This window comes from Williamsia herbipolensis, from assembly GCF_000964005.1.
In the GTDB taxonomy this organism is placed as follows: Bacteria; Actinomycetota; Actinomycetes; order Mycobacteriales; family Mycobacteriaceae; genus Williamsia_A; species Williamsia_A herbipolensis.
The window spans coordinates 45,992-59,242 of sequence record NZ_JXYP01000010.1 but is presented as its reverse complement, the minus strand read 5'-3'; the positions used below and the strand labels follow the sequence as shown (position 1 = coordinate 59,242).

Annotated in this window: 9 protein-coding genes; 2 read left to right on the top strand and 7 right to left on the bottom strand. The window is 62.6% G+C overall.

The genetic code is table 11. The annotated features are described in order from the left end of the window. Positions 1–3: 3 nt before the first annotated feature. The 4 genes from lnt to TU34_RS03305 form a co-directional block, all read right to left on the bottom strand. Positions 4–1,527: an apolipoprotein N-acyltransferase gene (gene lnt / locus TU34_RS03320; RefSeq protein ID WP_238981151.1), complete on the bottom strand. Its 1,524-nt coding sequence runs from the start codon at positions 1,525–1,527 to the stop codon at positions 4–6. Further along, the gene (gene resB / locus TU34_RS03315) at positions 1,528–3,177 is read right to left on the bottom strand and encodes a cytochrome c biogenesis protein ResB (protein WP_045821431.1); all 1,650 of its coding nucleotides are present in this window, start codon (positions 3,175–3,177) and stop codon (positions 1,528–1,530) included. Positions 3,178–3,206: 29 nt separating this feature from the next. Continuing rightward, positions 3,207–3,386, bottom strand: a complete 180-nt coding sequence (locus tag TU34_RS03310; protein ID WP_150116370.1) for a hypothetical protein — start codon at positions 3,384–3,386, stop codon at positions 3,207–3,209. A 229-nt stretch (positions 3,387–3,615) separates the two neighbouring features. Continuing rightward, the gene (locus TU34_RS03305; RefSeq protein WP_045821429.1) at positions 3,616–4,215 is read right to left on the bottom strand and encodes a TlpA family protein disulfide reductase; all 600 of its coding nucleotides are present in this window, start codon (positions 4,213–4,215) and stop codon (positions 3,616–3,618) included. Between the two features lie 195 nt (positions 4,216–4,410). Between TU34_RS03305 and TU34_RS03300 the strand changes: the two genes are divergently transcribed. After that, positions 4,411–5,022 carry a DsbA family protein gene (locus TU34_RS03300; protein ID WP_082079796.1) on the top strand — a complete coding sequence of 204 codons (612 nt, stop codon included), beginning with the start codon at positions 4,411–4,413 and terminating at the stop codon, positions 5,020–5,022. Positions 5,023–5,068: 46 nt separating this feature from the next. Here TU34_RS03300 and TU34_RS03295 read toward each other — a convergent pair whose 3' ends face one another. Continuing rightward, positions 5,069–5,863 (bottom strand): cytochrome c biogenesis CcdA family protein, encoded by a 795-nt coding sequence (locus tag TU34_RS03295; protein WP_045821427.1) that lies wholly within the window; start codon positions 5,861–5,863, stop codon positions 5,069–5,071. 262 nt (positions 5,864–6,125) lie between these two features. Between TU34_RS03295 and TU34_RS03290 the strand changes: the two genes are divergently transcribed. Beyond that, positions 6,126–8,387 carry an acyltransferase family protein gene (locus TU34_RS03290; RefSeq protein ID WP_052688681.1) on the top strand — a complete coding sequence of 754 codons (2,262 nt, stop codon included), beginning with the start codon at positions 6,126–6,128 and terminating at the stop codon, positions 8,385–8,387. A gap of 264 nt (positions 8,388–8,651) precedes the next feature. Here TU34_RS03290 and TU34_RS03285 read toward each other — a convergent pair whose 3' ends face one another. Both TU34_RS03285 and ctaD read right to left on the bottom strand, forming a co-directional pair. Then, positions 8,652–10,862 (bottom strand): SulP family inorganic anion transporter, encoded by a 2,211-nt coding sequence (locus tag TU34_RS03285; RefSeq protein WP_045821426.1) that lies wholly within the window; start codon positions 10,860–10,862, stop codon positions 8,652–8,654. Positions 10,863–11,452: 590 nt separating this feature from the next. After that, a complete protein-coding gene (gene ctaD / locus TU34_RS03280; RefSeq protein ID WP_045821425.1) occupies positions 11,453–13,219 on the bottom strand; it encodes an aa3-type cytochrome oxidase subunit I in 1,767 nt (588 codons plus the stop codon). Positions 13,220–13,251: the final 32 nt, after the last annotated feature.

The window sequence follows — 13,251 nt, the reverse complement described above, 5'->3', positions numbered from 1 at the left end:
CCTCTAGGGCAGCTTCCCCCGCGTACGGTGGCGGCACGCCGCACCCGCGAGGAACGCAACGACCACGCTGACGGCCAGCCACTCGGGCACGGTTCCAATGCGTGTGGCAACGGTGAGATCGGAGCTCAAAGCCACACGAGCCATCAGGACATCCGCAGTGAACAGTCCAGAGCGTTGCACCACCGTTCCGTCACGGTCCACAACGGCACTGACACCACTGGTCGCCGCGATCAGCACCGCTCTGTTGTGTTCGACCGCGCGAACTCGCGACATCGCCAACTGTTGGTAAGTCATCTCGGTCCGTCCAAAAGTTGCGTTGTTCGTCGGGACTGTAATTAGTTGCGCGCCTGCACGAACCGATTGGGTCACCAACCCGTCGAACGCTACCTCGTAGCAGGTGGTGACAGCGATGGGAACGTCACCGATTTCTACAACGCCGTTGCCCGATCCGGCCACGAAATTTCCGACCTGTTCGGCATAGGATGAGAGCCTGATCATGAGATCACGCATGGGCAGATACTCCCCGAACGGCACCAGTTTGCGCTTGTCATGGGTCTGTCCTGGACCGGTTTTTGGATCCCAGACGATAGACGAGTTTCGTGTGGTCCCATCGGCACTACGGATCACCGCGCCTACGACAATCGGCACACCGATGACTCGCGCGGCGGTGGAGATCTGGTCGAACGCGTCATCGTTACGGTAGGGGTCGATATCCGACGAGTTCTCCGGCCACAGAACGAAATCAGGCCTCGCGCTCTTACCAAGAGCAATCATGTTGGCTAGTTCCAAGGTTTTACGAACATGGTTGTCGAGCACAGCCCGCCGTTGAGCATTGAAATCGAGTCCCAATCTCGGCACGTTGCCCTGTATCAGGGCGACGCTGATCTGCCGGTCGCCGCCACCGCTACTCAACGGCACGACACTGACAACGGCCACACTGATCCCGATCGCAGCTGGAAGCGCCAACGCATGCCACTGTTTAGTTCGGACTGCCACAGCCGCTAGAGCTATTGCTGAACCCATAGCGACGACCACAAACGACAAGCCTGGCGCACCACCGAGCGACGCAATCGACAGAAGCGGGCCATCGGCTTGGCCGAAACCAATCCGCCCCCACGGAAACCCTCCAAACGGCAGCCGCGATCGCGCCGCCTCAACAGCAACCCAGGCGCTGGCAATCCATATCGGTGCACCACGACAGCTGTGCAGCAACGGAACACACGCAGCGAAGACCGCAAATGCCACTGCCTGGGCTGCGGCCAACGCCAGCCACGGAACGGGGCCAACGTACTCGCCCACCCACGGCAACAACGGAACGAAAAAGCCGAGCCCTCCCAAGTAGCCCAGTACGACAGCAGCGCGGATCGATCGGCCTCGGAGCGTGATGAGCAGCGCTGCGATCGCGAGTGGGGCAAGAAACCACCACTCCCGCGGCGGAAAACTCAGATACAGCGAATAGCCCGCCGCGACCGCCGCACCCGCACGGGCGGCGAAGGGCGCCAGCGTACGCCTGAGCGTGACGATCACTCAGGTCGCCGACGGTCGCGGGCGGTCGATTGCACCCATCGGCCGCATCAGTACATCGACCATTGCAGCAAACCCCTCGTCCCAATTGGCCTGATCCGTTCGCGCAAGCCCGCCCACTTCGACACTGCAACGGGGGTCCACGTCGCCCGAGGACTGGATCGGGATAATTCGTGCCCACACCCGGCGACGTCTGACGACCAGAGACAACACCAATCCCCCCAGCATAACGATGGCGGAGCCCAGGACCCAGTTCTGAGCGGGGTCATGCGACACCTGCAACGACACCCACCTCTCATACCCGTCGAAACGGACCGACGTACCGTCGGTCAGTCGTTTCTGCTGTCCTGAAACGAGGTTGACACGGTACACCTTTCGAAGCCGACCCTGGTTGATCATGTCGACACTAAGGCTGAACACATTCTGCGGTCGGCCGGTGTCGAGTCCGGTGTCGCCCTGATATACATCCACCGCGACCGCCGGATTGTTGGGCGCTGGCCACGTCGATGTCATCAGCCGTGCGTTGAATGCAGCAGTAGGTGCGAACAGACCCTCCAGCGCAATTTGCTTCGTTCGGCGCACCTTCTCATCGGGGTACAGCCCGGCCGGAGTGTCAAAGCGAACCGCACCGCTGGACATCATCGTCTGGAGCTCATCGGGCTGGAACGGAACTGTCTGCGTCCGAGATCGGCCGTCAGGAAAGATCACTGTGAACGTGGGCGCAAACCCGTGCCCGAGAAGATAGACACGATCGCCGGCCACCCGAAGCGGGTCGTTGACCCGCAGATCGCGTTGCTTCCATCTCCTGTCGCCGATCGCGCTGCCGCTTTGATACCGCACGTTGGCGGTGTACATGTCTGGTTGACCGGTGTCGAGGTAGGTGGCTCGGAAGTCGTCGACCTTGATGCAGAACTGGTTGAGGTTGGTGCCGTCGACCACACTTCCGGCTCGGAACGAGTCGTAGACAGCCGTTGAGTTGTTACACAACCCTTCCTGGCCGTCGGCGACCAGGATTCGCGTTCCTTCGTAGCCGAACATCTTTCCGACAGCGATGGCGACCAGAAGGGCCAGTAGCGCGAAATGAAAGACCAGGTTTCCGACTTCGTGCAAATAGCCCTTCTCAGCAGAGATTTCGACCACCGTGGCCGAGTCAGGCCCTTCCGATCCGGGTCGATTCACCGTCCGTAACGTGGTGCGCCACCCGCGCAGTCCGCGGCGGAGCGTCTCGCCCACGTCGTCCGCCGAACCCACCACAGTGCGGGCCTCGTAGCGGGGTAGTCGCGCCAGGTTCCGCGGGGCAGGCACCGGGGCAGCGCGCAGCGTTCTGATGTGCTCGACCATTCGGGGTGTCAGACACCCGGTCAGCGAGATGAACAGCAGTGCGTAGATCGCCGTGAACCAGACGCTGGAAAACACTTCGAACAGCTGAAGCGCATCGAGGACATCGCCGACTGTCCCGTTGGCGGCGATGTACTGGGCCGTTTTCTGGGAGTTGAGGTCACGCTGTGGAAAGAGGGCTCCTGGAACCGCCGCCACCGCGAGCAGGAACAGCAACGCGAGCGCCGTCCGCATTGATGTCAGCGACCGCCATGCGTTGCGCAGTGGCCACAGGATCCGTCGACGGACCAGATCGGAGGCGACCGAGAGCGACAAAGCACGAGACGACGTTGAACGAGTGGCTCTCACACCTCGACCTCGAGGTGCCGGTGTGCCTCACGCACAACATCGTCGACATAAACGAAGACCAGCGGCGCGACGGCGGCGACCGCTTCGTCGGCGCGCTGGAGCATCATGATCGGATACACCCGTGGGATGTTCAACGTGGCCGCCAGAGTTCCTGGCGTGTCGAGCAGAATCGGCACGGACACGCCGTCCCCGATCGGTGGTGCGAGCGCCTGAATCGGGTACACCCCTTCCCGTGTACCGCCTGAGCCTGAACCTGTTCGCCAACGTACGGTCGGCAAGCTGATCGTGGTTTGTTGAGAAGCGAGGTGGCCGCCGATAGTCCAGAGGATTGCTTCGACGTCGCCACATGGGCGACCGAGCGAATCCAGTTCACGTCAACTACTATATCGGATAGTAGTTTGAAGATCATGTTTCTGCTGCGATCCGCTCGACGATCGCCCGCAGCTCGGCCGCGGTGACGACCCGCAGGAAGACAGCTGCCGCCCGGTGGCGTCGATCGAGCACTACCGTCGTCGGTACGACCGACGTCGGAGTTCCGAGGGTGGCGAGGGTTCGCCCGTCGTAGTCGTAGATGGACGGGTACGACACCTTGCGATCAGAGACAAAGTCGCGTGCCGAGTCCTTACGGTCACGAAAGTTCAGGCCCAGGAACATAACTCCAGACCCCTTGGTCGCGGCATACGTCTCTTCCAGAGCCGTCGCTTCACTTCGACATGGTCCACACCACGATCCCCACACATTGACCACCACCACCTTCCCCGCGAAGTCAGAAAGCGCGATCGTAGAATCATCGTTCGTCAAGTCCGGTCCCGAGAGCTCGCCGACCTTCCCCCGCGTCGGCGGGGGGTCGTAGAAGATGGCGGTTTTACCGTCGGGTGAGACGAACTCGAAAGAGTCGCCCTGGCGCACGGCGTCGTCACTGGACTTGCACGCAACGACGCTCAATCCCACAAGCAGGGCGATGAGGACCGTGCGCCCCACCCGCCGCGCCGCCCCCTGGGCCAATAACGGTGCTTTGATGATTGCCCCTCCGCGAGTTCGATTCCGGTCCTGTAGCGATGCGGCCACCAGCGTTCCGTTCCCGTAAACTACTATTCAACGTAGTTGTCTTGGCGAGGAGGCCCCGATGCGAGTTGCGACCCTAGAGGAACCTACTGTTGGCGGCCGGCGGTGAGTCGCAGCGTCAAGGTCTCACTAGCGATGGTGTTCGTGTTCTGTCTCGCTCTGACCGCAACGTTCGTCATCGCACGCGCCGGCAAGGATGACGTCGAGCAGGCAAGTTCAGCCCCCGTACAGCCTGACTCCCCTCGGCTGTCGTCTCCCAAGGATCAACAGGCCACCTTCGTCGAGTTCCTCGACTTCGAATGCGAGGCATGCGGTGCTATGTACCCGATTGTCGAACAACTTCGTCAGACCTACGGTGATCGTGTCTCGTTTGTCGTGAGGTACTTCCCGTTGCCCGGTCACTTCAACGCCGATCGCGCCGCGCGAGCGGTTGCCTCGGCCGCACGGCAGAACCAATTCGAGCCCATGTACAAGCGGATGTACGAAACCCAGAAGCAGTGGGGTGAGCAACAGGTACCCCTCGACGACCTGTTCACCTCGTACGCCCGCGAACTCGGGTTGAACATGACGCAGTTTGCAAGCGACTACACATCTGAGGCCGTTCGTGCGCAGATTGACAGAGATATCGCCGACGGACGACGTCTGGGCGTCAGCGGCACCCCGACGTTCTATCTGAACACAACCCAAGTCCCACCAGCGGGCTTCGCGGAGTTGAGTGCGACATTCGACCGCGTGTTGGGGCAATGATCTGTGGGCCCGGTCGCCCCTGTACCGGAGTGCACGGCGCGGTGGACTAGATCGGCAAGGTCGTGTTGGTGACGAACATATCGCGCACCCAGATCACGAAGTAGTCCCAGACCCCACTGAGCAACGCAACACCGACGGCGATCATCATTACTCCACCGGCGATCTGGATACGGCGCGAATTTCGGCGCATTACCCCAACAGCACCCACGGCCCAGGATGAGCCAAACGCCAACGCGACGAACGGCAGTCCTAGACCCACGCAATACGCGACGATCAACGCCACACCGCGAGCTGCCGTCACGTCCGCCGTACCGCTCGCCGTGGCGATGATCGATGCCAGTGTCGGCCCCAGACACGGGGTCCATCCCAGCGCGAATACAGCGCCAAGTAGCGGCGCTCCCAAAATGTTCGACACACGACGCGGGTGAAAACGAAGGTCTCGCTGCAGCATCGGGAGCGACCCGATGAAGATCAACCCCATCATGATGGTGACCACACCGCCGATGCGCTGCAATAATTCTCGATTGAGAAGAAGTGTCGACGTCACCTGAAACACCGTTGCAGTCGCCAGGACAAACACGAGAGTAAATCCCGTGACAAACAACATCGCAGCGCCCGCGACTCGCATTCGTGCCGAAGGTCGCTCTCCGACCGTGACTTCCGACCCCGTCAACCCAGCGAGATAGGACACGTACCCCGGCACGAGCGGAATCACACACGGGGATGCGAAAGACACAAGGCCCGCCGCGAGGCAGGCAGCGAGGGCAACGACCAACGGGCCACCCGACACCATCGACGAGAACTGGTCGCCCACTGACGCAGCGGATTCCGTATTCATCATGCCTCTCGGAGCCCGTCATCGCAGTTCGTTGCGGAACAACACCATCATTGCGGCGACCGCCAAATCAAACTATCACTCATAGTAGTTGGTACGAGCTGCAGTCCCGGGCATTCCGCGGCGTGGGCCAGCCGATTCCGCCGGCGGCGTCCCGTCGACTCCACGGCCGAGCTACCGCGGACAGTGCCGGATGCCACCTCTCAACTACTATCAATAGTAGTTTTTCGGGGAGAACGACGCCCCGGCGACCGACGAGGAGGCTGCAGTGCCGAACCCGCTTCGTCGCGCGCCCGCGCATCAGCCGGCCGAGTCGCTGCCAACCGCTTCTCGCAGGTCTGATCTGGACGGACTGCGAGGCGTCTCAATCCTGCTCGTTGCGTGTTTTCACATCTGGATGGGGCGGGTATCGGGCGGGGTTGATGTCTTCCTCACTCTGTCGGGGTACTTCTTCGTCGGGTCGGTCTATCGGCAGGTGCTTGATAACCAGGCGCCGACGGTGCGTTTGCGTGACGCGGTCAATCCCCTGCCGCGGCTGCAGCGTCTGGCCCGTCGTCTCGCTCCGTCGTTGGTGGTTGTGCTCCTGGCGGTGGTGATTGGCGCGGTTGTCCTGCTACCCCAGACGCGCTGGCGCTCGATCGGCAGTGAGGTGATCGCGAGCGCGCTCTACTACCAGAACTGGTATCTGGCCTTCAATTCGCAGGACTACACCGCGGCGAGCTCGGCGAATAGCCCCCTGCAGCACGTATGGTCGATGGCGGTACAGGGCCAGTTCTACGTACTGACCCTGGTCGCAGCGTTGCTCATCGGCGTGTTGGTCAAACTTTCTTTGCCCCGCGCAGCGTCGGACCGGTTGCGCGCATTGCGATTACGCATAGTCGCAGGCGCCGTGATCGCCGGCGTCGCACTGATCTCTCTTTACTGGGCGGCGATGCGGACGTCTGTCGATCAACCGTTCAACTACTACGACACGGTCGCGCGAGTATGGGAACCGTTGGCCGGTGGCCTGCTCGCTCTGTTCACACCGACCATCGCCAGCAGACGGCTTCGGAACGTACTCGGGGTGGCGGCACTGGCACTTATCGTGAGCAGCGGATGGTGGATTGTCGGGCTTGACGCCTACCCCGGACCGTGGGCACTGGTACCGGTGGGCGCAACTCTGACATTGATCTGCTGCGGTCACCGCGCGGCGCCCGCACCGGCTTCACGTTCTACACAGCCGGCGGTCTCAGTCCTGCTGGCAAGCCAGTTACCGGTCGAATTGGGCAAACTGGCGTACACGCTTTACCTGTGGCATTGGCCGGTGCTGATCTTCTACCTCGCATACAGACAGCAAGCCCGCGTTGGATTGGTTGGCGGCCTGATTGTTCTCTCCGTCTCTCTTGCACTGGCCTGGCTGACGTACCGCTACATCGAGATTCCGCTGCGACACAAAACAACACGTGATGCTGCGTCCGTTGACCGATTACAGGACACGGCGCCGAAGGACCGTATTCGCCACGGTTGTGAACTGCCCGCACCGACAACCACCCGGATACCCCCACCGACCAAGACCCGTCAACGTCTGGCCTACACCCGGGGCATGACCGCTGTGCTGGTTGTCGGCGTTGTACTCAGTGGCACAGCCATCACTGTGTGGGATCGACACGTCGCCGGACTCACCGTGGACACCTCGTCCCTCGACCCAGAGTCATATCCCGGCGCCCGTGCCCTTCTCGACGGCGCCCCGGTGCCGCCGCTGGACCCACAGCCTTCGCCTCTCGAGGTTGTCAAAGACTTCCCCGTGACTTCCACGCAGGGTTACATCAGTGGATTCGACGACCCCTCAGTGCGCGTTGGGATATACGGAGATCGCAGCGCGACTCGGACCATCGCCCTCGCCGGCGGTTCGCATGCCGAGTTCTGGATCACGGCACTCGACGCTCTCGGCAAGCAAAACCGGTTTCGCGTAACCACCTATCTGAAGATGGGGTGTCCCCTATCGACGGAATCTCGGCCCACGCGCGACGACGGCGCACCGTATCCCCAGTGCTTCGAATGGGTGAAGGCGGCTATGAAACAGATAGTCGCCGATCGTCCCGACGCGGTGTTCACCACCACCACGCGACCACGCACGAACGCCCCCGGCGACTGGGTACCGCCGACATACTTACCCATCTTCGCCCGGCTCGCCGCCGCGGGAATCCCCGTCCTAGGCATGCGCGACACGGTGTGGCCCCGCAATGGCCGCGGCGCGATAGATACCCCCGCGTGCCTTGCCGCCGGTCGCGCCGCCGCTGAGCAGTGCGGGACAGCACGCGATCTCGCACTCCAACCGGTTAACCCGACATTGTCGATCCTGGGAGCGAACACGAATGTGTTGCCCCTAGACCTCAGCGACGGCCTATGCACCCGCAAACGTTGTCCCGCCGTCGTCGGCAACATAATCGTGTACAAGGACTGGCACCACCTCAGCGCCACCTTCGTCCGCAGTCTCATCCCACGACTGTGGCAGCAGATGTCTCGAGCGATGCCTGCACTGCGTCAGTAGCCACCGCAGTACCGACGACCCGGCGTGGCGTCTTGTGCACGTCATTCTCAGATTCACCGGATAGTCCACCGGCCACCATCACTTCGCGATTCCCCCGACACGTCATCAGACCTGACAAATGGCTGCATGAAAAGCCCAATGCGACACGTCTGACTGGTGTCCGTGCGGTTGGGTCCCGTCCGGCGACTGAGATGCCTCGCCGCGCGGGCAGCGACTTGTCCGCGACCTCGAGCAACCAAACCTGCACAAGATGCGACCGGCCGGTCAGAGAGCGGTGCCCACCCCGGTGCTGCTGACGTCGATGACCCGTGCGGTGGTGATGTCGAAGAACAGTCCGGCCACGCGGAGCCTGCCGTCGGCGATGGCCCGTCCGACCAGGGGATGGCGCTGCAGGGTCTGTACCTGGATCGCCACGTTGACGATCGCGAGCTGGTCGGCCTCGCAGAAGCCGGCCTCGGCGGCGCTGCGGCCGGCCGGATGTCCGCTCCGGAACGCCGCGAGTGACGGGGCGGCGTTGCTCAGCCAGTTGCTCAGGGCGCTGTCGTCGTCGCTGCCTGCGAGTAGTCCCTTCATCGCGCCGCAGGAGGAGTGCCCGCACACAACAATCGAACTCACGCCGAGGTTGTTGATCGCGAACTCCAGGGCCGCCTCGACCGAGGTGTCCTGGTGGGTCTCGGTGGGCACCAGATTGCCGATGTTGCGGATGGTGAACAGATCGCCGGGGCCGCTGGCGGTGATCACGTTGGGCACCACCCGTGAATCGGCACACGTCAGGAACAACGAGTCCGGATCCTGGCTGTCGGACAGGTCGGTCATGTGCTCGAGCAGAGCGTCGGCGTTGGATCGGTGGTACTCCTGCACGCCGCTCTTGATCGAACGGAGGATCGGCGAGGCGTCGGGATCGGTGTCCGTGCCGGGCCGGTGCTGCCATGTCTTCCAGGGGGCGAGGCCGAGAGCCTTGGTCGTCACCGGGTGGCGCTTCGGGGGTGCCGTGGGGGCGTCGGCCAGGCGGGCCTGACCGATCTCCTCGACCACGACGGTTCCGCCGTTGGCCTCGTGGGCCCACTTCCAGTCCTCCAGCATCTCCGAGGCGGCGTTGTCGAGGAAGTCGGTGTCGAGGTCGATGGTGACGCGCGACTGCGCCGGGACCTTGCCGAGCGCCTTGGACAGTCGTGGCAGGGCCAGGAAGCTCAACGAACCGTGGATCGTGATCTGCCACTGCTTGGACGCTTCGGTGCCGATCGGCTCGGAGGTGATCTGTGCCCGGACAACGCGCCAGACGACGATCAGAACGGCGATCGCCAGCCCGATGCCGACACCCTCGAGCAGGTTGAGGAACACCACGGCGAGCACGGTGATCACGTAGACCCAGAGGTCGCCGGTCTTGAGCGCGAGCTTCATGTGCGCGGTCTTGACCAGCTGGATGCCGATGACCACGAGCAGGCCGGCCAGCGCGGCCATCGGGATCTGCTCGACGAGCGCGGTGAGCAACACCGAGAAGATGAGGATCCAGACACCGTGCAGGATCGCCGACGCACGGGTGCGTGCGCCGGACGCGACGTTGGTGGAACTGCGCACGATGACGCCGGTGACGGGCAGTCCGCCCGCCATGCCGGAGAGCATGTTCGCGCTGCCCTGTCCGAGCATCTCGCGGTTGAAGTCGCTGCGCGGACCGGTGTGCATCTTGTCCACGGCGACCGCGGACAGCAGAGATTCGACGCTCGCGATCAGCGCGATGGTGAGGATTCCCAGCATCACGCCACCCCAGTTGCCACTGGGCAGTTCGGGGAGCGCGAGGGCGTCGAAGAAGTTGCCGTCGATCGAGATCTTGTCGACGTCGAGACCGGCGAGCAGTGCGAGCAGGGTGGCCCCGACGATCGCGACGAGCGGACCGGGCACCTTGCGGACCTTCGCAGGCAGCATCGGCCACGTGAGCATCACGACGACGACGAGCCCACCGACCAGGACATCGGCCCAGCGCATGTCCAGGATCGAGCCCGGCAGCGCGGTGAGGTTCTCGATCGCCGAACTCTGCGACTGTCCGCCGAGCAGGACGTGCACCTGCTGGAGCGCGATGGTGATACCGATTCCGGCGAGCATTGCGTGGACGACCACGGGAGCGATTCCCAATGCGGCCTGTGCGATCCGGCTCAGGCCGAACACGATCTGCAGAGCGCCGGCGCCGACGGTGATCAGGCAGGTCACCTTCCAGCCGAAGTTGGCGATGAGTTCGGCGACCACCACCGTCAGGCCCGCGGCTGGACCGCTGACCTGCAGCGGCGAGCCACCCAGCGACCCCGCGACGATGCCGCCGATCACCGCGGCGATCAATCCGGCCATCACCGGGGCGCCGGACGCGATGGCGATACCCAGCGACAGCGGCAATGCGACGAGGAAGACCACGAGGGAGGCGGGGACGTCGTAGCGGACGACGTCTCGGGCATTGAACGATGTCAGTGCAGCTGGCATGTGCATGCGGGCCAACCTAGCCAGCGAACATTAGCTAAACCTTAGAAGACACACGGCGACAACCGTTTTCAGATCCCGCGTGCAGGGCTCGGTAATGCCACACTGCCACTTCCGCCCTTCCGCAACAACCACAATTCGGTTGTGCACCGGTACAGGCGCAGGTCGCAGCCAATGGTCAACCCAGCGCCGTTACGTGTCGCGCAGTTCAGTAGCAGACACCGCATTGACCTCCGCCGGTCCAAATCCATCGCACTCGTGCGGCGGGCGTTGCGCACCTAGCGATATTTCGATCACACCTTGCTTCGGATTCGCCTACGTGGCAGTGCGCCTCAACTACTCGCTGCGTGCTGGTGACATTGCCCCACCAGTCGCCGTTGCTGCCAGCGAGGCCGCAGTAACGCCAACCAGCCACGCAGTGAGCGGCAACCTCGCGGCATGGCCGACAAGATCCTCACCGGAGCTGCATACGTGCCCGGAGAACAGTGACGATGAGACCGCCATCGTCACAGCGAATCCCGCAATCGCCACGTACAGCACGATTGCCCCTGTGAACCACCGTGGAAACTGCAGAGGCCTTCTTTGACTACGCATCTCGGTCAGGAATCGGGCTCTGTCGAGGATTCGTGTGAGCCGACTGTCAACGGGTCGCGACGAGCCTCCTCGGCCTTCTTGCTACCGAACCCGACATGCGCTTCGGCGTGCATGCGCTCGACCATGTGCGGGTAGTGCAGCTCGAACGCCGGACGCTCCGAACGGATCCGGGGCAGCTCGGTGAAATTGTGGCGCGGCGGTGGGCAACTGGTGGCCCACTCGAGCGAGTTGCCGAAGCCCCACGGGTCGTCCACGGTCACGACCTCGCCGTAACGGTAGCTGCGGAAGACGTTCCACAGGAACGGCAGTGTCGACACGCCCAGTACAAATGCACCCACAGTCGAAATTATGTTCAACGTGGTGAACCCGTCCGACGGCAGGTAGTCGGCGTAGCGGCGTGGCATGCCGGCGTTGCCCAACCAGTGCTGCACGAGGAAGGTCATGTGGAATCCGATGAACGTGAGCCAGAAGTGGATCTTGCCTAACTTCTCGTTCAGCATCCTCCCGGTCATCTTCGGGAACCAGAAGTAGATGCCCGCGTAGGTGGCGAACACGATGGTGCCGAACAGGACGTAGTGGAAATGCGCCACAACGAAGTAGCTGTCCGACAACTGAAAGTCCAGGGGCGGGCTGGCGAGCAGCACGCCGGTCAGACCACCGAAGATGAATGTGACCATGAAGCCCAGCGAGAACAGCATGGGCGTCTCGAAAGTCAAGTGCCCCTTCCACAAGGTGCCTATCCAATTGAAGAACTTCACTCCGGTGGGCACAGCGATGAGGAATGTCATGAAGGAGAAGAAGGGCAACAGCACGGCTCCGGTGGCGTACATGTGATGCGCCCAGACAGCGACCGACAACGCAGCGATCGCCAAGGTGGCGTAGATGAGTCCCGAGTATCCAAAAATCGGTTTGCGCGAGAACACCGGAAAAATCTCCGAGACGATGCCGAAGAACGGCAACGCGATGATGTAGACCTCAGGATGTCCGAAGAACCAGAACATGTGCTGCCAGAGGATGACCCCACCGTTGGCGGGATCGAATAAGTGCGCACCAAACTGGCGGTCGACCTCGGCCCCGAGAAGCGCGGCGGTCAGCAGCGGGAACGCGAGCAGGATCAGCACGCTGGTCACAAGGATGTTCCAGGTGAAGATCGGCATGCGGAACATCGTCATGCCGGGCGCGCGGAGGCAGACCACGGTGGTGACCATGTTGACCGCGCCGAGAATCGTGCCCAGGCCTGAGACCACCAGACCCATGAACCACATGTCGGCACCGGCACCCGGCGAGTGGATCGCGTCACTGAGCGGCGTGTACGCGGTCCACCCGAAGTCAGCAGCACCACCGGGGGTAACGAAGCCGGCCACTGCAATTGTCGAGCCGAACAGAAAGAGCCAGAAGCTAAACGCGTTCAGCCGCGGGAAGGCGACATCGGGCGCACCGATCTGCAGCGGCAGCACGACGTTGGCGAAGCCGATGACGATCGGGGTTGCGTACATCAGCAGCATGACCGTGCCGTGCATCGTGAACAGCTGGTTGTACTGCTCGTTTGACAGGAACTGCATGCCGGGCGTAGCGAGTTCGCCACGCATCAGCAACGCCATCAGACCGCCGATGAGGAAGAAGCCGAAGCACGCCACCAAGTACATGATGCCGAGGACCTTGTGATCGGTGGTGGTGAACATCTTATAGATGAACGAGCCCTTGAGGCCGGTACGTGCCGGGAAGGGACGCTGTGGCACTACTGTCTCGATCGACTGCTCAAACGTGCTCATGCGCAACCCTTCATCACGGCAACCCGACTCAA